This is a genomic window from Mesorhizobium sp. C277A, assembly GCF_040324395.1.
Classification (GTDB): domain Bacteria; phylum Pseudomonadota; class Alphaproteobacteria; order Rhizobiales; family Rhizobiaceae; genus Mesorhizobium.
This window is the reverse complement of record NZ_JAMYVW010000002.1, coordinates 4062362-4084868: the sequence shown is the minus strand read 5'-3', so window position 1 is coordinate 4084868 and position 22507 is coordinate 4062362. Positions and strand designations below refer to the sequence as shown.

The 22507-nt window shown below is 63.9% G+C and carries 19 protein-coding genes; 8 read left to right on the top strand and 11 right to left on the bottom strand.

What is annotated here, in order from left to right; genetic code table 11:
* Window positions 1–2: 2 nt before the first annotated feature.
* From NKK52_RS20100 to NKK52_RS20075, 6 genes are all read right to left on the bottom strand, one after another.
* A complete protein-coding gene (locus NKK52_RS20100; RefSeq protein ID WP_023683092.1) occupies window positions 3–695 on the bottom strand; it encodes a response regulator transcription factor in 693 nt (230 codons plus the stop codon).
* Window positions 692–3424: a DUF4118 domain-containing protein gene (locus tag NKK52_RS20095; protein ID WP_352518439.1), complete on the bottom strand. Its 2733-nt coding sequence runs from the start codon at window positions 3422–3424 to the stop codon at window positions 692–694. The genes NKK52_RS20100 and NKK52_RS20095 overlap by 4 nt, the downstream gene beginning before the upstream one ends.
* Window positions 3425–3491: 67 nt before the next feature.
* Window positions 3492–4058, bottom strand: a complete 567-nt coding sequence (gene kdpC, locus NKK52_RS20090) for a potassium-transporting ATPase subunit KdpC (protein ID WP_023683093.1) — start codon at window positions 4056–4058, stop codon at window positions 3492–3494.
* A 12-nt stretch (window positions 4059–4070) separates the two neighbouring features.
* A complete protein-coding gene (gene kdpB, locus NKK52_RS20085) occupies window positions 4071–6164 on the bottom strand; it encodes a potassium-transporting ATPase subunit KdpB (protein ID WP_352518438.1) in 2094 nt (697 codons plus the stop codon).
* A gap of 232 nt (window positions 6165–6396) precedes the next feature.
* On the bottom strand, window positions 6397–8100 hold the full coding sequence (kdpA, locus tag NKK52_RS20080; protein WP_023683095.1) for a potassium-transporting ATPase subunit KdpA: 1704 nt from the start codon (window positions 8098–8100) through the stop codon (window positions 6397–6399).
* 18 nt (window positions 8101–8118) lie between these two features.
* Entirely contained in the window at window positions 8119–8208 is a 90-nt protein-coding gene (locus NKK52_RS20075) for a K(+)-transporting ATPase subunit F (protein ID WP_023669708.1), read from the bottom strand.
* 402 nt (window positions 8209–8610) lie between these two features.
* On the opposite strand from NKK52_RS20075, the gene NKK52_RS20070 reads away from it, so the two are divergent.
* On the top strand, window positions 8611–10401 hold the full coding sequence (locus NKK52_RS20070; protein WP_023683096.1) for a flavin-containing monooxygenase: 1791 nt from the start codon (window positions 8611–8613) through the stop codon (window positions 10399–10401).
* A gap of 154 nt (window positions 10402–10555) precedes the next feature.
* Here NKK52_RS20070 and NKK52_RS20065 read toward each other — a convergent pair whose 3' ends face one another.
* Together NKK52_RS20065 and NKK52_RS20060 are read right to left on the bottom strand one after the other, a co-directional pair.
* On the bottom strand, window positions 10556–11782 hold the full coding sequence (locus tag NKK52_RS20065) for an amidohydrolase/deacetylase family metallohydrolase (RefSeq protein WP_023683097.1): 1227 nt from the start codon (window positions 11780–11782) through the stop codon (window positions 10556–10558).
* Window positions 11783–11887: 105 nt separating this feature from the next.
* Window positions 11888–12253, bottom strand: a complete 366-nt coding sequence (locus NKK52_RS20060; protein WP_023683098.1) for a RidA family protein — start codon at window positions 12251–12253, stop codon at window positions 11888–11890.
* Window positions 12254–12428: 175 nt separating this feature from the next.
* Between NKK52_RS20060 and NKK52_RS20055 the strand changes: the two genes are divergently transcribed.
* Window positions 12429–12914, top strand: coding sequence for a hypothetical protein (locus NKK52_RS20055; protein WP_023669704.1), 486 nt, complete (start codon window positions 12429–12431; stop codon window positions 12912–12914).
* A 133-nt stretch (window positions 12915–13047) separates the two neighbouring features.
* On the opposite strand, the gene NKK52_RS20050 is transcribed toward NKK52_RS20055, so the two are convergent.
* Window positions 13048–13278: a hypothetical protein gene (locus tag NKK52_RS20050; protein WP_023669703.1), complete on the bottom strand. Its 231-nt coding sequence runs from the start codon at window positions 13276–13278 to the stop codon at window positions 13048–13050.
* A 146-nt stretch (window positions 13279–13424) separates the two neighbouring features.
* Here NKK52_RS20050 and NKK52_RS20045 point away from each other — a divergent pair, with 146 nt between their 5' ends.
* The 3 genes from NKK52_RS20045 (at window position 13425) to NKK52_RS20035 (ending at window position 16800) form a co-directional block, all read left to right on the top strand.
* A complete protein-coding gene (locus NKK52_RS20045; protein ID WP_023683099.1) occupies window positions 13425–14066 on the top strand; it encodes a glutathione S-transferase family protein in 642 nt (213 codons plus the stop codon).
* A gap of 137 nt (window positions 14067–14203) precedes the next feature.
* Window positions 14204–15706, top strand: a complete 1503-nt coding sequence (locus NKK52_RS20040) for a helicase HerA domain-containing protein (protein ID WP_023683100.1) — start codon at window positions 14204–14206, stop codon at window positions 15704–15706.
* Between the two features lie 128 nt (window positions 15707–15834).
* Window positions 15835–16800 (top strand): hypothetical protein, encoded by a 966-nt coding sequence (locus NKK52_RS20035; RefSeq protein ID WP_023683101.1) that lies wholly within the window; start codon window positions 15835–15837, stop codon window positions 16798–16800.
* Window positions 16801–16870: 70 nt separating this feature from the next.
* On the opposite strand, the gene NKK52_RS20030 is transcribed toward NKK52_RS20035, so the two are convergent.
* Window positions 16871–17314, bottom strand: a complete 444-nt coding sequence (locus tag NKK52_RS20030) for an SRPBCC family protein (protein WP_023683102.1) — start codon at window positions 17312–17314, stop codon at window positions 16871–16873.
* Between the two features lie 392 nt (window positions 17315–17706).
* On the opposite strand from NKK52_RS20030, the gene eglC reads away from it, so the two are divergent.
* Genes eglC through NKK52_RS20015 form a run of 3 tightly spaced genes read left to right on the top strand, consistent with a single transcriptional unit; the run spans window position 17707 to window position 22215 of the window.
* The gene (gene eglC, locus NKK52_RS20025) at window positions 17707–19131 is read left to right on the top strand and encodes an endo-1,3-1,4-beta-glycanase EglC (protein ID WP_023683103.1); all 1425 of its coding nucleotides are present in this window, start codon (window positions 17707–17709) and stop codon (window positions 19129–19131) included.
* On the top strand, window positions 19132–20892 hold the full coding sequence (locus tag NKK52_RS20020; protein ID WP_023683104.1) for a type I secretion system permease/ATPase: 1761 nt from the start codon (window positions 19132–19134) through the stop codon (window positions 20890–20892).
* A gap of 3 nt (window positions 20893–20895) precedes the next feature.
* Window positions 20896–22215, top strand: coding sequence for an HlyD family type I secretion periplasmic adaptor subunit (locus tag NKK52_RS20015; RefSeq protein ID WP_023683105.1), 1320 nt, complete (start codon window positions 20896–20898; stop codon window positions 22213–22215).
* Here the strand turns inward: NKK52_RS20015 and NKK52_RS20010 are convergent.
* Window positions 22202–22504, bottom strand: coding sequence for a type II toxin-antitoxin system RelE/ParE family toxin (locus NKK52_RS20010; protein ID WP_031196911.1), 303 nt, complete (start codon window positions 22502–22504; stop codon window positions 22202–22204). The genes NKK52_RS20015 and NKK52_RS20010 overlap by 14 nt on opposite strands.
* Window positions 22505–22507 lie beyond the last annotated feature (3 nt).

Genomic DNA, 22507 nt, shown 5'->3' with positions numbered 1-22507 from the left:
GGTCACTCAACCTCGCGTAGCCGGTACCCCACCCCGGTTTCGGTGGTGATGTAGCGCGGCTGGTCGGGCGACTTTTCGATCTTCTGCCGGAGCTGGCGGACATAGACCCTGAGATACTGCACGTCGGTCGAATCGCCCCACACCTGCTTCAGAAGGAAATGGTGGGTCAGCACCTTGCCGGCATGCTGCACCATAATACGCAATATGTCGTATTCCTTGGGGGAGAGCTTTATCTCCTTGCCTTCGACCTTGACGATGCGCTTGACCAGGTCGACGCTGAGATCGCCGGTGTGGAACACCGGCTTTTCGCCATGCTGCTGGAATTTGTGGCGCAGCGCGACGCGGATGCGGGCGACCAGCTCGTTCATGCCGAACGGCTTGGTGATGTAGTCGTCAGCGCCGAGTTCGAGCGCCGCGACGATGCCGGCTTCGTCGGTGCGGCTGGACAGGATGACCACGGGCACGTCGAGGCCGTCGTCGCGCCATTTGCGCAGGAGATCGAGGCCACCCATGCCGGGCAGGCCGAGGTCGAGCAGGATCAGATCCGGCTTTTGTGCATCGACGAGTTCGATCGCAGCGTTGGCGTTGGGCGCTTCGCTGACAGCATAACCCTGGCTGCCGAGGCCGACGCGCAGCAGTTTGCGGATCGGCGGCTCGTCGTCGACGACCAGTATGCTGACGTTGGAATTTGTCATGCCGGATCACCAGAGTTTTGCCCGTCCGCGTTCCGTTCGTCCAGGCCGGGCGATCGTGCCGGCTTCGGCATGCGGATGGTGAAGACCGCGCCTTGGCGATCGCTGCGGTTCGCCGCCATGATAGTGCCGCCCATCGCCTCGATGAAGCCCCGGCAGATCGACAGGCCGAGCCCGGTGCCGGCCTGGACCTGATCGCGCTTGCGCACCCGGTAAAAGCTGTCGAAGACGCGCTCCAGGTCGGCGGGCGGAATGCCCGGTCCCTCATCCATGATCTGCAGCACGACGGAGCCATTGTCGGCCCAGCCCTGCAGCCGGATTGTCGATCCCGGTGGCGCGTATTTCGCGGCATTGTCGAACAGATTGAACAGCACCTGCTCGAACAGCACCGGATCGAGCTTCAGCATCGGCAGGTCGGGCGGAATATCGATCTCGGTCTTGTGCCCGGCAGTGATCTTGCGTGCCCGCTGCAAGGCCGAGCCAACGACATCGCCGACATAGTGCAGGGCGAAATTCGGTTCCATGGCGCCCGATTCAATCTTGGTCATGTCGAGCAGATTGGCGATGAAGCGGTTCAGCCGTTCGGACTCGTCGAGCACGGTGGTCAGCAGCTCGGCCCGATCGTTCTCGGGCAGTGCCGGCGCAAATTCCCTGAGCGTGCCGGCCGCGCCCATGATGGCCGCCAGCGGCGTCTTCAGATCATGCGAGATCGACGTCAGCAGTGCCGAGCGCAAGCGGTCGGCCTCGGCCGCCAGCCTGGCGCGATCGACATCGGCGACCAGCTGGATGCGCTCGATGGCAACCGCCGCCTGGTCGGCCAGCGCGTCGAGCAGGCGCTGTTGCTCGGGCGTCAGCAGCGGGCCTTGCTTGTCATTGTCGAGGCCGACGACGCCGACGGCCGTGCGTGCGGTGCGCAAGGGGAGGTAGAGGCGTTTTGCCCCGGGCAGGGTATCGGCGCCACGGCCGGCAGCCCGGTTGTGTTCCCAAGCCCAGCGTGCAGCCGCGATGTCGGCCTCGGCCAGCGTGTCATCGGGGGGATAACCGGCCTTGACGGTGATCGTGCCTTCTTCCGGCAAAAGCAGCACCACGCGCAGCTTCAGCATCGAGGCGATCTGGAAGGCTGTGGCCCACAAAACGTCGTCGAGCGTGCCGGCGCCGGCGAGCTTCTTTGAAAAGAGGTAGATGTCCTCGGTGGCCCGGGCGCGTGAACGGGCGGCGGCTGCCTGACGCTGCACACGCGCCGTCAGATTGCTAGCGATGACGGCAACGACGAGGAAGACGGCGAAGGCAACGATGCTCTCCGGATCGCGGATCGTCATCGTGTAGCGCGGCTCGAGAAAGAAGAAGTTGAAGGCAATGGCGCTGAGGAAACAGGCGTACAGCGCCGGCCACAGGCCAAAGGTCACTGCCGATGTCAGCACCGCCAGCAGCAGCACGCTGGCAAGGTTGCGAACGTCGAGGAACTGATCGAGGACGGCGCTGACGGCAAGCGCGCCGGCGACATAGACCGTCGAGAAAAGATAAGGCCAGATTTGAAATGGCGTCTGCTCGGCCGCCGCCTTGACCCTCGACGTGGCCTCGTTGTCGCGCTCCGTTCCTGAAATGACATGGACGCTGATATCGCCGGCATTGCGGATCAGATCGTAGGTGAGCGAACCCTCGATCAGTTCGCGCCAGCGCGAGCGGGTCGGCCTGCCGACGACGATATGGGTGAAGTTGTTGGCCGTGGCGTGGCGGACGATGTCCTGGGCGACGTTCTGGCCCGGAATGGTCGTCACCTCGGCGCCGAGCTGCTCGGCCAGGCGCAAGAGCGTGGCCAGCTGGTCCTTGTCTTCCTCCGACATGGCGGCCGAACGCGGCGTGTCGACATGCAGCGCCGTCCACGGTGCGCGCAGCCGGTCGGCCAGCCGGCGCGCATAGCGGACACGAGACGCTCCGCCCGGACGCGCATCGACGCAGACGAGCACCCTTTCGCCCGCCGCCCAAGGGCCGGGAATCGCGTGCGACTGCATGTGGTTGAGCAACTGCTCGTCGACGCGCTGGGCGGTGCGGCGCAGCGCCAATTCCCGAAGCGCGGTCAGATTGCCCGGCGAGAAATAGTTTTCGACTGCGCGCTGGGCAGTGTTGGGGAAATAGACCTTTCCCTCTTTCAGCCGCTTGATCAGGTCGTCGGGCGTGAGGTCGATGATCTCGATGTCGTCGGCCTGGTCGATGATGGAGTCCGGGACCGTTTCGCGCACCCTGACGCGGGTGATCTGTGCCACGACGTCATTCAGGCTCTCGACATGCTGGATATTGAGCGTGGTGTAGACGTCGATGCCGCGCGCAAGGATTTCCTGGACGTCGAGATAGCGCTTGGGGTGGCGGCTGCCGGGTGCGTTGGTGTGGGCGAGTTCGTCGACGAGCACCAGCGCCGGCCGGCGGGCGAGGATGGCGTCGATGTCCATCTCATTCAGCACGCGGTCCTTGTAGTCGACCTTCTGGCGCGGGATGACCTCGTAGCCTTCGACCAGCGCCAGGGTTTCCTTGCGGCCGTGGGTTTCGACGATGCCGATGACCACGTCGATGCCGTCGGCAAGCATGGCGCGGCCGGCCATCAGCATTTCGTAGGTCTTGCCGACACCGGGTGCAGCACCCAGAAATATCCGCAGGCGGCCGCGCTCTTCCCGTTCCGCATGCTCGAGCAGCGCGTCCGGAGAGGGTCTGGTATAGTTGCTTCTGGCGTCCGGCATCAGGCTCGATCATGAACGGCGCCGAGGATCGTGTCGATCCCTGGCCCCTGGCTTCAGAGATTGTCTCTCACTGCTTGGTATCGTCCAGTGCCAGGTTGAGCGCCAGCACATTGACGACCGGCTCGCCGAGGAAGCCGAGTTCGAGGCCTTCGACATGGCTGTCGACAAGCGCCTTGACCTTGGCTTCGTCGAAGCCCCTGGCCTTGGCCACCCGAGCGACCTGGAAATAGGCGGCGTCCGGGCTGATGGTGGGGTCGAGGCCGCTGCCGGACGTCGTCACCAGATCCATCGGCACCGGCTGGTTCGGGTTCTCCGCCTTCAGCTTTGCAACATCGCCCTTGATGCGGTCGATCAGCTTGGGGTTGGTTGGACCGAGATTGGAGCCGCTGGACGCTGCGGCGTTGTATCCGTCGCCGGCAGCCGAGGGGCGGCCATGGAAATACTTGTCGTCGGCAAAGCCCTGGCCGATCAGTTCGGAGCCGATGACCGTGCCGTTTTTCTCGATCAAGCTGCCATTGGCCTGGTGCGGAAACAGCGCCTGGGCGATGCCGGTCATGCCCAGGGGATAGATCAGGCCGGTCAAAACGGTGAAAAAGACGATCATGATAACAGCGGGTCTTATCTGAGTGAGCATGGACGTATTTCCTTAAGCGAGGCCGAGGCCGGTGACGATCATGTCGATCGCCTTGATGCCGGCGAAGGGAACGATGATGCCGCCGAGGCCGTAGACCAGGAGGTTGCGGCTGAGCAGCGCGCCGGCGCCGATGGCGCGGTATTTGACGCCTTTCAGCGACAGCGGGATCAGAGCGATGATGATCAGCGCGTTGAAGATGATGGCCGACAGGATGGCGCTCTGCGGCGTCGCCAAGTGCATGATGTTGAGCGCTTGCAGGGGGCCGATTGTATGTCCCGGCGCAACGTAGAAGACGGCAAACATGGCCGGGATGATGGCGAAGTATTTGGCGACGTCGTTGGCGATCGAGAAGGTCGTCAGCGAACCGCGCGTCATCAGCAGCGCCTTGCCGATCTCGACGATCTCGATCAGCTTGGTCGGGTCACTATCGAGGTCGATCATGTTGCCGGCCTCGCGGGCGGCAACCGTGCCGGTGTTCATGGCGACGCCGACATCGGCCTGCGCCAAGGCCGGCGCGTCGTTGGTGCCGTCACCGCACATGGCGACCAGCTTGCCCTTGGCCTGTTCGTCGCGGATCAGCTTCAGCTTGTCCTCGGGCGTGGCCTGGGCGAGGAAATCGTCGACGCCGGCTTCGGCTGCGATCGCCGCCGCAGTCATCGGATTGTCGCCGGTGATCATCACGGTGCGGATGCCCATTTTGCGCAGTTCGGCAAAGCGCTCGCGGATGCCACCCTTGACGATGTCCTTGAGGTGGACGACGCCGAGCAGGCGGCCGTCACGCTCGACGGCCAGCGGCGTGCCGCCGGCCTTGGCGATCTCGTCGGCGATCGCCTGGAGATCCTTGACGGTGTCGCTGCCGGGGCGCGCGCCATGGGTGGCCGATGTCGACTGGCTGACATAGGCGAGAACCGAATCGACGGCGCCCTTGCGCACCGACGAGCCGTCGATGTCGACGCCGCTCATCCGGGTCTGCGCGGTGAAGGGCACGAAACTGGCGTGCAATGTCGCCATGTCGCGGGCGCGGATGGCGTATTTTTCCTTGGCCAGCACGACGATCGAGCGTCCCTCGGGCGTCTCGTCGGCGAGCGAGGCAAGCTGTGCCGCATCGGCCAGTTCCTGCTCGGTCACACCCTTGACCGGCCGAAATTCGGTGGCCTGGCGGTTGCCGAGCGTGATGGTGCCGGTCTTGTCGAGCAAAAGCGTATCGACGTCGCCCGCCGCTTCCACGGCGCGGCCGGACATGGCCAGCACGTTGAAGCGCACCAGGCGGTCCATGCCGGCAATGCCGATGGCCGACAGCAGGGCGCCGATGGTGGTCGGGATCAAGGTGACGAACAGCGCGACCAGCACTGTCACCGGGATATAGCCGCCGGAATAGGAGGCAAAGCTCGGGATCGTGGCGGTGGCCAGCACGAAGATCAGCGTCATGCCGACGAGCAGGATGTTGAGCGCGATCTCGTTGGGCGTCTTCTGGCGCGAGGCACCCTCGACCAGCGAGATCATGCGGTCGAGGAAGGTGTGGCCGGAGGCGGCTGATATGCGCACGCGAATCCAGTCGGACAAAACCTGCGTGCCGCCGGTGACCGCCGAACGGTCGCCGCCGGATTCGCGAATGACGGGTGCGGACTCGCCGGTGATTGCCGCCTCGTTGACCGAGGCCACGCCTTCGATCACTTCACCGTCGGACGGGATGATGTCGCCGGCTTCGACCAGCACGATGTCGCCAACCTTCAGGCTGGTGCCGGGCACCAGCTTGAACCTGGAGCGGTCTTCGCCGGCAAGCAGCTTGGCCTGGGTTTCGGTGCGCGCCTTGCGCAGCGAATCGGCCTGCGCCTTGCCGCGGCCTTCGGCGACGGCCTCGGCGAAGTTGGCGAACAGCACGGTGAACCACAGCCAGATGATGATCTGCAGCGTAAAGCCGAAATCGCCGCCGCCGGTGACGAGATCCTTGACGAACAGGACCGTGGTAAGAAGCGAGACGATGCCGACGACGAACATCACCGGGTTCCTGACCAGCGTGCGGGGGTCGAGTTTCCTGAAGGCGCCGCCGATGGCCGGCCACAGGATGCGGGCATCCATGATGACCGCGGATTTGGACTGGCTCATTTGATGGCTCCAGAATCTGAACTGTTGGCCGGCACCGACCGACCGGATGCCGAAAAGAGGGGCGGCGGACCATAGGCCAGCAGCCAGATCACGATCATGACTGCCGCGAGGCCGAGGAAGGTAGATACGCTGGGGAAGGGAGGGGGCGTTTCCTCCCCCTCATTGCCGGCTCGTGGGCCGGCTCGCGGCCGGGCCTTCATGCGTTTTGGGTAGAACCAGGACATGACAAGCCTCAGAATGTCTGGCCGTTGATGGCAGCCAGGTGCTCGACGATCGGTCCGATCGCCAGTGCCGGGAAGAAGGTCAGGCCGACGACGATCAGGATGACGCCGACGAGCAGGCCGACGAACAGCGGGCCGTCGGTCGGGAAGGTGCCGGCGGAAGCCGGAACCGTCTTCTTCGTCGCTAGCGAGCCGGCAATGGCAAGCGCTGGAATGATGACGAAGAAGCGACCCACCCACATGGAGATGCCGAGCGTGATGTTGTACCAGGGCGTGTTGCCGGAAAGGCCGCCAAAGGCCGAGCCGTTGTTGGCCGCCGCCGAAGTGTAGGCATAAAGAACCTCGGAGAAGCCATGCGGACCGCCATTGGCCATCGAGGCGACGGCGCTTGGCAGCACGACCGCTATTGCCGTGAAGACCAGCATGACCAACGGCAGAGCGAGGATGGCGAGCATTGCCATCTTGACCTCCTTGGCCTCGATCTTCTTGCCGAGATATTCGGGCGTGCGGCCAACCATCAGGCCGGCGACGAACACGGTGATGACGATGAACATGACGATGCCGTAGAAGCCGGCGCCGACGCCGCCGACGATGACTTCGCCGAGCTGCATGTTGAGCATCGGGATCAGGCCGCCAAGTGCTGTGAACGAGTCATGCATGGCGTTCACCGCACCGCAGCTCGCAGCCGTGGTGATGACGGCGAATAGTGCCGAAGCGGCAATGCCGAAGCGGCTCTCCTTGCCTTCCAAGTTGGCGCCGTCGACGCCCAACGCATGGACCAGCGGATTGCCCGCGGCTTCCGCCCAGTAGCAGATAACGACACCAGCGATGAACAGCACACCCATCGTGGCCAGGATCGCCCAGCCCTGGCGCTGGTTGCCGACCATGCGGCCGAAGACGTTGGTGAGTGCAGCACCCAGCGCGAAGATCGTCACCATCTGGATCATGTTGGAGATGGCGTCGGGGTTTTCGAAAGGATGCGCGGCATTGGCGTTGAAGAAGCCGCCGCCATTGGTGCCGAGCATCTTGATGGCAACCTGCGAGGCGACGGGCCCAAGGGCGAGCGTCTGCTTGGCGCCTTCGAGCGTGGTGGCATCGACATACGGCCCCATCGTCTGCGGCATGCCGAGCCAGACATAGACAAGGGTGAGCACGATGCTGAGCGGCAGCAGGATGTAGAGCGTGCAGCGGGTCATATCGACCCAGAAATTGCCGATCGATTTGGCCGAGGCGCGGGCGAAGCCGCGGATCAGCGCCACCGCGATGGCAATGCCCACGGCGGCCGACATGAAGTTCTGCACGGTCAGGCCGGCCATCTGCACGAGGTAGGACAACGTGCTTTCGCCGCCGTAATTCTGCCAGTTGGTGTTGGTGACGAAGCTGACGGCAGTGTTGAAGGCGAGATTGGGTTCGACCGATGCCATCCCGGCCGGATTGTAAGGCAGGACGCCCTGCAGGCGTTGCAGAAAGTACAGCACCAGGAAGCTGGCAAGGCTGAAGAAGATGATTCCTGCCGCGTAGGTCGTCCAGTGCTGCTCCTCGCGCTCGCTGGTTCCCGAAATGCGGTAGAGGCCGCGCTCAACGGGCCCGAGTATGGGCGAGAGAAAGGTGCGATCGCCATTGAAGACGCGGTACATGTAGCCGCCGAGCGGCTTCACCAGCAAAACGACGATCCCGCAATAAACCAGGATCTGTATCCATCCGTTGAGTGTCATGGCTTTCCGTGCCTTGCTTCAGAAGCGTTCTGGGCGAACGAGGGCGTATGTCAGGTAGACGAGCAGGAACAAGGTCACGCCGCCACCGAGGATGTAATCGACAAGCATGGTGCGATCCTTCCGCTTAAAGAGCGTCGCAAGCTTTGATGTAGGCGAGGGAAAGACCGAAGAACAAAACCTCGATCCCGATGACGACAATGTCCATGTGTGTTGGTCCTTGCTTCTGCTTGTATTTGGCGCCAGCGACTGGCGAGCCAGAAATTCCATGAGAACGGCCCGCCGTAACTCTGGGGTCACGGCGTCCGCAGCGTTTTGCTCGAGATGGAATATGGACCCGATCGCCATAAAGGTTCGAGACGGGGCCGGGAGGAAAGATATAAAATTCCTATAAAGATTTCCGGGAGATGGCTCCGTTCCGGGCCGCTAGAAACCGAGGCCATGATATCGCGACCCCTCTTGCGGCGCCGCCGTCTTTCGAAACAATGGGAACGCAAAACGAGGGAAAAACAGATGCTCGACATGGCACCATCGAAACAGGCGGCGACATGGCTTTGCGCGCTTGCACGGGCGCTGGAAGCTGATGACGCCGAGGCGGCCGCCAACCTGTTCGTCGAGGATTGCTACTGGCGCGATCTGCTGGCTTTCACCTGGAACATCACCACGATGGAAGGCCGCGGTGCGATCCGCGACATGCTGCAAGCGACGCTGGCGGAAGCGAAGCCCTCACACTGGACGCTGTCCGGCGAGGCGACCTCGGATGAGGGCACCGTCGAGGCCTGGTTCACGTTCGAAACGTCGGTCGCGCGGGGCGAAGGGATTGTGCGCCTCACGGACGGCCGCTGCCGGACCTTGTTCACGGCGGTGCGGGAGCTCAAAGGGTTCGAGGAGAAAAAGGGACCGGCGCGGCCGCTCGGCATCCGCCACAAGGCCGACCCTGCACGCGAGACATGGGCGGAGGCGCGGGCGCGCGAGACGCGCGATCTCGGCGCCACTGAGCAGCCCTATTGCCTGGTGATCGGCGGCGGGCAGGGCGGCATCATGCTCGGCGCGCGGCTGAGGCAACTCGGTGTGCCCACGATCATCATCGAGAAAAATGCGCGCCCCGGCGATTCCTGGCGCAACCGTTATCGCTCGCTCGTGCTGCACGATCCGGTCTGGTACGACCATCTGCCCTACATTCCGTTCCCGGAGAACTGGCCGGTGTTCACGCCCAAGGACAAGATGGGCGACTGGCTGGAGATGTACACCAGGGTGATGGAGCTCAACTACTGGGTCGCCACCAAATGCGTCAGCGCCAGCTATGACGATACCGAGAAGGTGTGGACTGTGGTGGTCGACCGCGTCGGCCGGCAGATCACGCTGAAGCCGAAGCACATTGTCTTTGCCACCGGCGCCTATGGCCCGCCACGCCAGATCGCGCTGCCCGGCGCCGAGACCTTCAAGGGCGAACTCCAGCATTCCAGCCAGTATGCAAGCGGCGAGAAATTCCGCGGCAGACGTGTCGCTGTCATCGGCGCGGCAAGCTCGGGGCACGATGTCAGCGTCGACCTCTGGGAGAGCGGCGCAGACGTCACCATGATCCAGCGGTCGCCGACGACAGTGGTGAAATCCGACACGCTGATGGAGGTCGGCTTCGAGATCTTTTCAGAGAATGCGCTGGCGCGCGGCATCACCACTGACAGAGCCGACCTGATCGTCGCGTCGACGCCGTTCGCGCTGGTGCCCAAGGGCCAGCGAGATCTGTACGAAGTTATCAAGGCGTGCGATGCGTCCTTCTACGACCGGCTGCGCGCCGCCGGCTTCGCCATCGATTTCGGCGAGGACGAGACCGGGCTGTTGATGAAGGCCTACCGCACCGGCTCCGGCTACTACATCGATGTCGGCGCCTGCGAACTGATCATCAATGGCGAGATCAAAGTGAGGAGCGGCGTCGGCATCAGTTCATTGACGCCGACCGGCATCCTGTTCGACGACGGCAGCGAACTGGCGGTCGATGCAATCGTCGCCTGCACCGGCTACCAGTCGATGAACGAGACGGTGGCAGCCATCGTCTCGCGTGAGGTCGCCGACAAGGTCGGGCCATGCTGGGGCCTCGGCTCCGGCGTCAAAGGCGATCCCGGTCCTTGGCAAGGCGAGCTGCGCAACATGTGGAAGCCGACAGCGCAGGACGCGCTGTGGTTCCACGGCGGCAATCTGGCGCTGTCGCGGTTTTACTCCAAATATGTGGCGCTGCAGATCAAGGCGCGGATGGAAGGGATTGCGACGCCGGTGTTTGGGGCGGTGAGTAACGCAGGGCGCTAGCGATCTCCTCCCCCCTTGTGGGGGAGATGTCGCCGAAGGCGACAGAGGGGGGCGCCGCGCGTGGAGCGCTGACCTCCAGCTGCCGCGAGGAGCTTGCGTCCGGTCGAACCGACCCCCTCTGGCCTGCCGGCCATCTCCCCATCAAGGAGGGAGATTATCCACGCCCGAAATGCCGTGCCGCGACCTCGACATGCGTATGTGCCGCATGCGGCTCGAAGCGCTCGGTCTCGTTGTGGTCGGGCGCCTCGTTCGGCCACCAGACACCGCCGATAACAATGCCTTCTGAGACCAGCCGCTGATCCGCGATCAGCGCCGCACCGACCGCATCGACGAAGGTAAAGCGCCCGGGGCGCAGTCTCAGCACCGCGACATCGCCGACACCGCCAACTTTCAGCGTCCCAAGCTCCGGCCTGGCGATCGCCTCGGCTGGCCTTTGCGTGGCGGCGCGCAGCACTTCGACCAGCGGCATGCCGAGCGCCATTAGCTTCGACATGCAGACCAGTATGTCGAAGGCCGGACCGTCGACGCAATAGAGATGCACGTCGCTGGAGATGACGTCGGGCGCGAGGCCCTCGGCCAGCATCGCTTTCGCCACGGCGAAGTCGAACGATCCCATGCCGTGGCCGATGTCGAAGATGACGCCGCGTTCGCGGGCCAGCCGCATGTCCGGCCGCACCGCGCCGGAGGCGAACACCGGCGCGTTGGGGAACGGGCGAAAACAGTGGGTGAGGATGTCGCCGCGGCGCAGCCGTGGCAGCACTTCGGAGCGGCCGGGCGGCGGCTCGTCAATATGCGCCATCAGCGGCAGGCCGGCCTGGTCGGCGGCTTCCAGCGCGAGATCGACCGGCGCGATGCCGCTGGCGCCGCCGGCATGCTTGCCGGAGCGCACTTTTACCCCAACGACGACATCGGCGTGCTCGCGCACCGCAGCCACCGTCTCGCGTGGCTCGCAGAGCCTGAGATCGCTGCATTCGCCGACCGAGACGCTTTGCGAGAAGCCGAATATGCCGGCAAAGGAGATGTTGACATAGGCCAGGATGCGCACCTTCGAGCGCTCGATGACATGGCGGCGAAAGCCCAGAAAATTGCCGGCGCCGGCGCTGCCGGCATCGATGAAGGTGGTGGTTCCGCTCTTGGCCGCCAGCCGGTCGGCGTCGACGCCCAGCGAGGTGCCGCCCCAATAGACATGGCTGTGCAGGTCGATGAGGCCGGGCGTGACGATGCAATCACGAGCGTCGACTATCTTGGTGGCGTGCTCGGCATCGATCGCCGCCTCGATGGCCACGATGCGTCCGCCCGTAACGGCGACATCGCGCGGCGCGTCCAGGCCCGAGGCCGGATCGATCAGGCGGCCGCCCTTGATCAGGAGATCGAACTGCATCGGCGCCTGCCTCTCTCTTTGTTTCGGGGCATGATCTTTGGACAAAACGGTTTCCGTTTGTCCGAGAAAACCGGTTTCCACTTTTCGGGATCATGCCCCGACTGGTCAAACCGGCCGGTAAGCGACGGCTTCGACCTCGATCTTGATGTCGATCATCAGCCGCGATTCGACCGTGGTGCGGGCCGGCGGATTTTTCGGGAAGTGCTTGGCGTAGACGGCATTGAAGGCGCCGAAGTCGCGCGCGTCCTCGAGCCAGACCGTGGTCTTGACGACATCGTCCATGGTGCAGCCGGCCAGCGCGAGTGCTGCCTTCACATTCTGCAGCACCTGCTCGGTCTGCTCGGTAATGCCGCCCTTGACCACAATGCGGTCGCCGTCGACCGGCACCTGACCTGAGATGTAGACGAAATCCCCGGCGCGCACGGCCGGCGACAGCGGCACGTGGGATGTTCCAAAACACTCTTTGGGCAAGGGAAACTCCTGTTCAGAATGGCGGGCCGCGCCCCGTTTTCGACGACCGCTCTACGCCTGTCCCGGTGATCCTCATAGGGGGCTTTTTGGAAAGCAACATTTTTCCAAACGCGTGTTGCTTTATCGCAGGCTCGCCAGCATCTTGCGCGTCGCATTTTCCCGACAGGAGATTTCAATGACCTTCGACAAGAACCCGTTTCCAGAGGGCGATGCCGATCGCCACGCGCTCTGGGAAATGTTGGTGCGGCGCGACATCGACGCCTTTATCGGTCAGGACTGGTCGATGGTCGAGGATGATTTCCTCGCCGACAGCTTCTTCGGCATGCATGCGCATTTCCTCAGCGATGCCGACGCCTGGCGTCTGCAATTCCCGAGCCTTGCCGTCTATCGCGACGAATGGCTGCGCCAGGCCAAGGAGACGGCGGCGGCCAGATTCGCCGAGCCGCTGCGCGAGGCGCTGTTTCGCGTCACCAACATGCGCGACATCGACGTCGATGGCGACCGCGCCGTGCTGCACAAGAAGTTCAACGGCTCGGTGGCCAAGGCCGATGGCAGCGTCGACAAGCTGAAATGGCAGACGCTGTATTTCTGCAGGAAGGTGGCGGGCCACTGGAAGATCGGCGGCTTCGTCGGCTACATGCCGCATCCCTTGGGGATCTGAGTCTTGCCCGCTTATGCTATTGCCGGCCTTCGCGCACGAAGACGTGCGCCTCCCGGGCTGCAGTTGTAAAAGCTCGCCAACCGAATCCACTCGAGCTCAAGCGAGTTGAACGGCACAGGTTCGTCCCACAGGGCTAGCGGGAGCGGTGGTCGAACACGACCGCCATGGTCTTACCAATTGCCGCCATGACGACGAGTTCGACGAGATCGTCGTCGCTGTCGACACAGGTTGGATCCATGCGGCGGATGGCATCGAGCGCCGCTCTAGTCGAGACGGTATCGCCAGCGCGGAATCTGGAAAGCGCAGAGGAAACAAGGTTCTGGGTTGTCACGTCGATGACAGGTACGCTCGGCACTACGTTCATGGCTTCCTCCTGCCAAGAACCCTCTCCCGAAGGAAATAATACGCCGAACAACGGCGTGTGCCAGCGGAATCGTGGTCCGACCAGATTGCCGGGAGGGCACGTTTGCGTGTTTGATAAGGTCGAGCCCACAGCGTCCAGGACCGGATATGAAACTGTACTTCAGCCGCAATCCCAATCCGCGCCTTGCGGTAGCAACGGCACGTCATCTGCAGGCCAAGGTCGAGTGTGAGTTCGCGGCACCCATGGCGCCCGGGCAGGCTGAGCGGTTTCGTCAGCTCAATCCCAATCTTACCCTGCCGATATTGGCATGGACGGGCGGCAGCCTGTGGGAAGCCGACGCCATAGCCTGCCTTCTGTCGCGCGAAGCGGGTTCGGATTTCTGGCGCGGCGGCGGCGACCAACCCGACATGATCCGCTGGCTGAGCTGGGGCAAGGAAAATTTCGTGCGGGCCTGCGACACCGTGCATTTCGAGCGCGGAACCAAGCAGCGCTACGGGATTGGGCCTGTCGACCAGGGCAAGGTCGAGGAGGGGCTGGCGGAGTTCCGCATCGCGGCAGCGATTCTCGAGGCGGAGCTCGCCAAGCGGCCATGGCTTGTGGGCAAGTCGCTTTCCTATGCCGATTTCCGCATGGCGACGTTTTTGCCGTTCAACGATGCAGCCGGCCTGCCGCTGGCGGACTATCCCTATGTTCTGGGTTGGTATCGCCGGCTCGAAGCCATCGATGCCTGGCGCGATCCCTTCGACGGGCTGGACGCGCCGCTTCTGCCGCCGGTCAACTCCGCTTGACGTGCCTTCCCTTTGGGCAGATGGGCTGATGTGTGGCGCTTTGGCAGCATAGGTGTGGAACAGCGGGCGAGTTGCCATGGCGCGCTCGACGGCTCGCGGCCGGGTTGATAAGCCCTGTCCGCAAGGAGAGTCGTGACATGACCGTAGCCATCGAGATGGGACAGACGACGGCGGGTGCGTCGGCGGCGCTCGACCTTGAGGAGCTGCTGGCCACCCGGCTTCTGGTGCAGGGCAATTCCGGCTCCGGCAAATCGCACCTTTTGCGCCGGCTACTGGAGCAGAGCGCGCCCTGGGTGCAGCAGACCATCATCGACCCGGAAGGCGATTTCGTCTCGCTGGGCGACCATTACGGCCATCTGGTCATCGATGCCGAGGAGCATACGGAGCGTGGCCTGCAAGCAGCCGGCGAGCGGGCGCGCATCCATCGCGTCTCCACCGTGCTCAATCTCGAAGGGCTCGATGCCGAGAACCAGATGCGCCGCGCCGCTGCCTTTCTCGGCGGGTTGTTCGAGGTTGCCCGCGAGCATTGGTATCCGATGCTGGTGGTGGTCGACGAAGCGCAGCTGTTCGCGCCCGCCGTGGCAGGCGAAGTGTCCGACGAGGCGCGAAAGCTCTCGCTCGGCGCCATGACCAATCTGATGTGCCGCGGCCGCAAGCGCGGCCTTGCCGGCATCATCGCCACGCAGCGGCTGGCAAAGCTCGCCAAGAATGTCGCGGCGGAGGCGTCCAACTTCCTCATGGGCCGTACCTTCCTCGATATCGACATGGCGCGCGCCGCCGACCTTCTGGGCATGGAACGGCGCCAGGCGGAGGCGTTTCGCGATCTGGAGCGCGGGCACTTCATGGCGCTGGGACCGGCGCTGTCGCGCCGCCCGCTCGGCGTGCGCATCGGCCAGACCGAGACCAGCCCGCGCAACGGTACGCCGCGGCTGATGGCAATGCCGGAAACAGCGCTCGAGGACGCACGGGCCATCATCCTGGCAGCGCCGCCGCCCGAGACGATGCGCGCGCCGCGCCGGATGGCGTCGCCCGATTTGCTCGACCAGCTGATGGCGGCGAAGTCTGCGGCGATGGAGATCCGCCCGGAACCTGCGGAACCGGCGGTAAGCGCCGAGGATATCGCCGACCGGCGAGAGCGGGTGGACCGTGTCCTGCGCGCCATCCTGGCGCAGCCCGATGCGGGTTTCCGCGTCATCGGCGTGCTTTATCAGGAGTTCGTCGTCCGCTGCCGCATCGAAGGCCTCGCTTCGGTGGTGCCGGACCTCTCAGAATTCCGTCGCATGCTGACGCGTGCCCGCGCCGGGCTCGGCGCCGACATGGCAGGCGATGACGCCTGGCAGGACGTTTCCGTGCGCGCCTCGCTGCTGCCCGAGGACATGCAGGGCGTGTTCATGATGATCGCCCGCGCCGCCAAGGAGGGCTGGCCGTGCCCGAGCGACGCGGCGATCGCGCGCGCCTACGGCTCGCATTCGCTGCGGCGCGCCCGGCGGCTGCTCACCTATATCGAGGAGCAGGGCCTCATCGTCTGCCAGCTCGACGGCACCGGCCGCCGCACGGTGACGCTGGTCGAGCTCGCCTGGGCGACGGCGCCGGGCGACCCCAATGCCGCGGAGGCGGAACAGGGCAGCCTGGCGCTGTGAAAGGCGAACAGGCAGCTACCTGACTTGCTTGCGCGGTTCTGAACAAGATGTGTTTCGCCGATCGGCGCGCGACGATTTATGATGGGTTTCCGAGAATCGCAGAACGGTTCGGGCGGGAGGGTTGTCCGGTGCGGTTGAAATCTCTGGCTGTCTTTGTCTTTGGCCTCCTCGCCGTCGCCGGCATCGCCTTGACGATGTCTGCCCGGTCTTTTGCCGCGTCCTCCGATATACCGGCCTGGCTGCAGGCCCATGTCGGCAATGACGACGGCGAGATTTCGCAAGTGGTGCTGGAGCGGGCGCGCGCGCTTTACCTGAAGAAGGTCGCGCAAGGCGCGGTCCACAATGGCTGCTATTTCGCCATGGATGCGACTCGCCCCGGCGATCTCGGCAATGGCGTGCTAGGGCGGCGCTACTACGTCATTTGCGAGGCCAAGCAGTCGTTCAGGGCGATCTCGTCGGGCCATGGCGGCGGCCGCAATTTGAAAGGCGTGGTCGATTTCTCCAACGGCAAACGCTGCGCGAAAAACTTCGGCAATGCCCTGGACTCGTCCTTGACGACCGGTGGCGCCTATATGACCGGCGAGGCAAAGATCTCATTCAAGGGTTTTTACCGCATCGGCGCAAAAAAGGACCAGGCGCTGCTGCGCACCTTCATCCAGTTCGACGGTGAGGGGGAGACGGCGAATGCCAGGCAGCGGGTGATCGGTGGCCACGCGGCGCGGCTGTTGCGCGGCATGTGCCTGCGCAAGAACCCGAACAGCTCCTATGCCGACCATGACGGCTTCGTGCCATACGGCAAGCTGGTGGATTATGCCGGCGGCCGCAGCAATGGCTGCACCAGCTGGTCGCCGTCCGACGCCGACCAGATCATTTCGATGGTGAAGGGCAATCCGACGACGCTCTATATCTACCCGGAATCGCGCGACATCACCGCCGTTGGTAAATCGGGCGCCTATTGGAATGCGTCCTGCCTGAAGGAGATCGGCAAGCCGAAATTCTGGCCGCGAAAGAGCCTTGAGCCGATCATCGCGCAATACGCCAAGGACAACCCGCCACCGCCGCCACAACCGTTGCCGATCTGCACCGGGCCGTGAGGGATGAGTCCTCGGCTCGGCATTGTCGGCGGCGCAGACTGGCTGGGCGGCGCCGCCGATCCGATGGGCTCTACTGATTGATCTCGGGTTCGACGAGCTTTGCCAGATTGCGCAGCGACTCCTGCCAGCCGAGATAGCAGGCTTCGGCCGGAATAACGTCCGGAATGCCGGCCTGCGTGATGTCGAGTTCCGTGCCGACCGACACTTTCTTCAGGAGCACGGTCACTTCGATCTGGCCGGGCAAATTGGGGTCGTCGAACCTGTCGGTGTAGCGCAGGCGCTCGCCGGGAACGAGTTCGAGATATTCGCCGCCGAAGGAATGGCTGCCGCCCGTCGTGAAGTTTCGGAACGACATCTTGAAGGCGCCACCGACTTTCGCGTCGAAGCTGTGCACGGTGCAAGTGAAGCCGTTCGGCGGAAGCCATTTCGCCAGCGCGTCGGCTTCTGTGAATGCGCGGTAGACCTTCTCCGGGCTGGTCGTCAGAACGCGGTGCAAACGTACGGTGCTTGGCATCTCTTCGGTATCCTTTGTGGTTCGTTGTTCGATGCCCCAAGGACGGGTGAACCTCACCCGGTCCGACATAGCCTGTCAAATTTTCTTGAGCCCTTTGCCGGCAGCCATCCGCCCGCGACTTCGAGTCGCCGCCTCAGGCAGGCGGTCGTGTCGCGTCATTGCCTAACCTTTCGGCGCGGATCTCACAATTTATTAAAATTGTAAGTCTCTCCTACAAAGTTGTATTAGGATCAGCTTAACGCCTTCGGCATTATCTATTAAATGATGGGCGACGATCTCCTTGGTGTACTATAGAATGATTCCCTGGAACGACGGATCAATTTAAGAGTTGATCCGAATGGTCGCTCGAAGGTTGTCGAACGACCAAGGCAGCACGCGCAAGGAGTGTCGGAATGACCACAGTCCTCAACGCCAAAGGCATTCCACTTCCCTATACCGGCGCTTCCACCCATTGGTTCTCGGCGACTGGAGGCGCGCCTTACCGCTACGGCACCTCGGGCAACGATTCCTTCTGGGGCGACACCAACGTCAAGGTCACCATGTATGGCGGCGCGGGCGACGACTATTACAATCTCTATTCGACGATCAACAAAGCGGTCGAGAACTACGGCGCGGGCGTCGACACGATCGATACCTGGATGAGCTACAAGCTGCCCGCCAATTTCGAGAACCTCGTCGTCACCGGCGACGGCCACTATGCCTTCGGCAATGCTCAGGACAACATCATAACGGGCGGCGCTGGCAGCCAGACGCTGGACGGCGGCAAGGGCAATGACGTGCTGATCGGCGGCGCCGGCGCCGACACCTTCATCATCACCAAGGGCAATGGCAGCGACCTTATCTCCGATTTCGGCGCGACCGACACGGTGCGCCTCAACGGCTATGCCTTCACCTCGTTCGAGGCCGTCCACGCCAATATGGTCCAGGTGGGATCGAACGTGCAGCTGAACCTCGGCTCGAGCGAGGTGCTGGTGTTCCACAACACCACGATCGACAAGTTTCAGCCCGGCCAGTTCGAGCTGCCGATCGACAAGACCGGCATGACGCTGTCCTTCAACGACGATTTCAACACGCTGAGCCTGTGGAACGGCCAGAGCGGCATCTGGGATTCCAATTTCTGGTGGGGGGCGCAGAACGGCAGCTCGCAGCCCCAGAACGGCGAGCTGCAATGGTATATCGACGCCAATTATGCGCCGACCAGCTCGGTCCATCCGTTCAGCGTCGCAAGCGGCGTGCTCACCATAACCGCGGCGCATGCGCCCGACGACATCAAGCCGCTGATCAACAATTACGAATACACTTCCGGCATACTGACGACGCACGACACCTTCTCGCAGACCTATGGCTATTTCGAAATGCGGGCCGATCTCCCGGAAAATGCCGGCGCGTGGCCGGCCTTCTGGCTTCTGCCCGAAGACGGTTCATGGCCCCCGGAACTCGACGTGATCGAAATGTATGGGCAGAACCCGAATGCGCTTCTCATGACCGCGCACACAAATGAGACGGGAACCCACACCACGGTCGGGTCGACGGTGAATGTCTCCAACACCGACGGCTATCACACCTATGGCCTGTTGTGGACGCCGGACAAGCTGGTCTGGACCTATGATGGCGTCCAGGTCGCGGAAGCGGCGACGCCGTCCGATATGAACAAGCCCATGTATATGCTGGTCGACCTTGCGGTCGGCGGTCAAGCCGGCGCGCCGCCCGACCATCTGGCGACGCCCGCGCAAATGAAGATCGACTATATCCACGCCTATACGCTGAACGATTTGCAGCAGAGCCATCTGAGCACGACAGCCGAGCACGCGGTCTAGATGTCACGGGACCGCGCGCCACTCAGGGATGCGGCCATCGGCCTGCGCCCGGTTTTCCTGCGCGGCATCGCCGATATCGGCATATTTTCGTTGCTGATCAACATCCTGCTCCTGGTGATCCCGCTCTATCTGCTGCAGGTCTATGACCGGGTGTTGCCGTCCTCCAGCGTCGAGACGCTGCTTTATCTCTCGGCCATGGCGGTCCTCGCGCTCGCCTTCCTCGGCCTGCTGGACGCGGTCCGCGCCATCTACGCGCAACGTGTTGCGGCCACCGTCGACCTGAAACTGGGCGCGCGGACATTCGCCGCCTCGCTTGGCGCCAGACATGCCGGCAGCGGGCTGTCGCCGCTGAACGACCTTGCCACGACTTGCGCCTTCATCAGGTCGCGCGGCGTGGCGGTGTTGTTCGACCTGCCGTTTGCGCCCGTCTTCCTGGCCTTGCTCTATTTCATCCATCCCGTCCTGTTCTGGCTGACGCTCGCCGGCGCCGTGCTGCTGTTTCTCCTGGTTGTGGCCAACCAGCTTGCCATCGGCAGGAACGATGCCATGTCGGCGGAACGCTCGGCGGTGGCCAGCCAGGCGGAGCAGGCCTTTGCCCGCAACACCGACACGCTGCGCGCCATGGGCATGGTGCAAAATGCCGCCGCGGTCTGGGGACAGCACGTCACTGAGGCGCTGACCCTGCATGACCGTTCCGGAAGCGCCAATGCGATCTTCAGCGCGACGTCGCGGGCGCTGCGCATGATGCTGCAACTGGCGATCCTCGGCGCCGGCGCGTGGCTGGTGCTGCAGGGGCAGATGACCGCCGGCATGATCTTCGCTTCGTCGCTGGTGTCCTCGCGCGCGCTGCAGCCGCTCGACCAGCTGATCGGATCCTGGCGGCAGATCGTCGACGCCAAGCGATGCTGGAAGCGGCTGGACACCGCCCTTGCGGCGCAACCAGCGCAGGGGCGCAAGCTCGCACTGCCCGATCCATTGGGCGCGATTTCGGTGCAGGATCTGTTCTTCATCGCGCCGACTGCGGCTTTCGGCACGGAGCCCATCCTCAAGCGGTTGAATTTTGCCATCGGCGCCGGCGAAGCGGTGGCGATCGTCGGCCCGAGCGGGGCCGGCAAATCGACGCTGGCGAAATTGCTTGTGGGCGCGCTGCAGCCGACCGGCGGCGCGGTCAGGGTCGACGGCGCCGACCTGAGGAGCTGGGACGAAACCCAGCTTGGCAGGCATATCGGCTATCTCGCGCAGGAGGTGGAGCTTTTCCCGGGATCGATCGCGCAAAATGTCGCCCGCTTCGAACCCGATGCCGATGACGCCGCGATCGTCGAAGCGGCCAGGCGCGCCGAGGCGCATGAGCTGATTCTCACGCTGCGCGACGGCTATCAGACCATGATAGGCCCGTCGCATACCGTGCTGTCGGGCGGCGAGCGCCAGCGGATAGGGCTGGCGCGCGCCTTCTACGGCAAGCCACGCATGCTGGTGCTGGACGAGCCCAACGCCCATCTCGACGGCAGTGGGGAGGCGGCGCTCGAAGGGATGCTTTCGGCCGCGCGAAGTGTAAGCGTCACGACAGTCGTCATCACGCATCGCCCTTCGATCGCCGCGGCCTGCGACCGCGTCATGGTCCTGCGCAACGGCATGGTCGAAGCTTTCGGCCCTGCGAGCGAGGTGCTGAGGCAACCGGCGGCCGGCAAGGCCGGGAGCGCGGTGGTGACAGGCTCGTTCGTGCCGACCGTGCGCCCGCACAGCGTCCGCTTCGGGTCATAGACGATGATGCAGCAGAGCCTCGCCTTCGAAGGTCGACCGCGCACCGACTTCCGCCGCCTGGCCGTCGTCGGCTACGTGGCCATAGCGCTCTTCGTCGGCTGCTTCGGCTATTGGGCGGCGAACGCGCCGCTCTCCGGCGCGGTGATCACCTCCGGCACGATCTCGGCGACGGGCGGCAACATCCTCATCCAGCACCCCGAGGGCGGCATCATCGAGCAGTTGCTGGTGCATGAAGGCGACCGCGTGCAACAAGGCGAACCGCTGGTCCTGCTCGACCGCAGGGCGGCCGAGACCGACCTCAACCGGCTGACCAGACAGACGATCGCGCTCAGGGCAAGTGCCGCGCGACTTGAGGCCGAGCGCGACGGATCGGACAGGCTGGCGCCGATCGCCGAAGCAGCACCCGCGCCGTTCCAGCGCGATTTCGACAATCTGGTGCACGAACAGCAGAAGGAGTTCGAGGCCAGGCTCGCCCGGTTCCGCTCCGAGCAGTCGATCCTGGCGCAGCGCGTCGCCATGCATCGTGAGTCGGCGCTGGGACTGGAGGCGCAGAAACTCGCCATCCAGCAACAGGCCGAGATCGTGAAGAAGGAACTCGGCATCAAGACCGGCCTGCTCGACAAGGGTCTCACCAACCGCAGCGAATATTCGCAGCTTCTGCGCAGCGAGGCCGATCTGGTCGGCCAGGCCGGCGCGCTGGAGGCGGATATCGCAGCGACCAAGACGCAGATCGTCGAAGCCCAGGCGCAGGTCGAGCGCGCGACCACGCAGCGCGTCGAGGACGCGCTGACCAAGCTCGACGAGGTTCGCACCAGCCTGGCCGACATCGGCGAACAGATCACCGCAGCCGAGGCGGTGCTGGGGCGCACGACGATCAAGGCGCCGGCAGCCGGCATCGTGGTATCCTCGATCTACAACTCCAAAGGCAGCGTGATTGCGCCGGGGCAGAAGATCATGGAGATCCTGCCGACCGCGTCGGGCCTCATCGTCGACGCGAAGCTGCGGCCGAAAGACGTGGACCTGGTTCGCGTCGGCCAGCCGGCGAAGCTCAGGCTGTCCGCCCTGAACGCGCGCCTCACCCCTGAGGTCCCGGCTACGGTGACGCAAATTTCCGCCGACCGGCTGATCGATGAAACCACGCATGAGGCGTATTTCCGCGCCAGGCTGAAGATCACCGACACGCTGCCGCAGGGCGTGAAAGCCGAGCAGCTTTACCCAGGAACGCCGGTCGAGGCGTTTATCAGCACCGGCGACCGAACCTTCCTCGAATATCTGGCGCGGCCGATGCTGGACTCGTTCGCGCGGGCGTTCACGGAGCGATAGGCGCCAACTCGTCCTCCCAGTTGACGCCGCCGTAGAACACCCTGAGAATCACCACCTGGTCGCCTTCTACGGTGAAGGCCACAGTCAGGCGGCGCTCGAAGCCAACGATGCGAAGCCCCGGCCGCACATCATCCCTTACGGTTCCGCGTTCCGAGGCATAGTCGAGACCCAGGCAAAATCGCTCGATCCGCTCGATGTAGCGAAGGGCGGTGAGGTTGCCGGATGCGTGAGCGACCGTATCGTATATCCATAACAGGTCCGTCTGGGCTTTCCGGCAAAAGGACAACATGCC

Bases quoted from the DNA above. Each gene is read 5' to 3' on its own strand.
- NKK52_RS20100 (WP_023683092.1), bottom strand. From the start codon at position 695: ATGACAAATTCCAACGTCAGCATACTGGTCGTCGACGACGAGCCGCCG.
- NKK52_RS20095 (WP_352518439.1), bottom strand. From the start codon at position 3,424: ATGCCGGACGCCAGAAGCAACTATACCAGACCCTCTCCGGACGCGCTG.
- kdpC (WP_023683093.1), bottom strand. From the start codon at position 4,058: ATGCTCACTCAGATAAGACCCGCTGTTATCATGATCGTCTTTTTCACC.
- kdpB (WP_352518438.1), bottom strand. From the start codon at position 6,164: ATGAGCCAGTCCAAATCCGCGGTCATCATGGATGCCCGCATCCTGTGG.
- kdpA (WP_023683095.1), bottom strand. From the start codon at position 8,100: ATGACACTCAACGGATGGATACAGATCCTGGTTTATTGCGGGATCGTC.
- NKK52_RS20075 (WP_023669708.1), bottom strand. From the start codon at position 8,208: ATGCTTGTCGATTACATCCTCGGTGGCGGCGTGACCTTGTTCCTGCTC.
- NKK52_RS20070 (WP_023683096.1), top strand. From the start codon at position 8,611: ATGCTCGACATGGCACCATCGAAACAGGCGGCGACATGGCTTTGCGCG.
- NKK52_RS20065 (WP_023683097.1), bottom strand. From the start codon at position 11,782: ATGCAGTTCGATCTCCTGATCAAGGGCGGCCGCCTGATCGATCCGGCC.
- NKK52_RS20055 (WP_023669704.1), top strand. From the start codon at position 12,429: ATGACCTTCGACAAGAACCCGTTTCCAGAGGGCGATGCCGATCGCCAC.
- NKK52_RS20050 (WP_023669703.1), bottom strand. From the start codon at position 13,278: ATGAACGTAGTGCCGAGCGTACCTGTCATCGACGTGACAACCCAGAAC.
- NKK52_RS20045 (WP_023683099.1), top strand. From the start codon at position 13,425: ATGAAACTGTACTTCAGCCGCAATCCCAATCCGCGCCTTGCGGTAGCA.
- NKK52_RS20040 (WP_023683100.1), top strand. From the start codon at position 14,204: ATGACCGTAGCCATCGAGATGGGACAGACGACGGCGGGTGCGTCGGCG.
- NKK52_RS20030 (WP_023683102.1), bottom strand. From the start codon at position 17,314: ATGCCAAGCACCGTACGTTTGCACCGCGTTCTGACGACCAGCCCGGAG.
- eglC (WP_023683103.1), top strand. From the start codon at position 17,707: ATGACCACAGTCCTCAACGCCAAAGGCATTCCACTTCCCTATACCGGC.
- NKK52_RS20020 (WP_023683104.1), top strand. From the start codon at position 19,132: ATGTCACGGGACCGCGCGCCACTCAGGGATGCGGCCATCGGCCTGCGC.
- NKK52_RS20015 (WP_023683105.1), top strand. From the start codon at position 20,896: ATGATGCAGCAGAGCCTCGCCTTCGAAGGTCGACCGCGCACCGACTTC.
- NKK52_RS20010 (WP_031196911.1), bottom strand. From the start codon at position 22,504: ATGTTGTCCTTTTGCCGGAAAGCCCAGACGGACCTGTTATGGATATAC.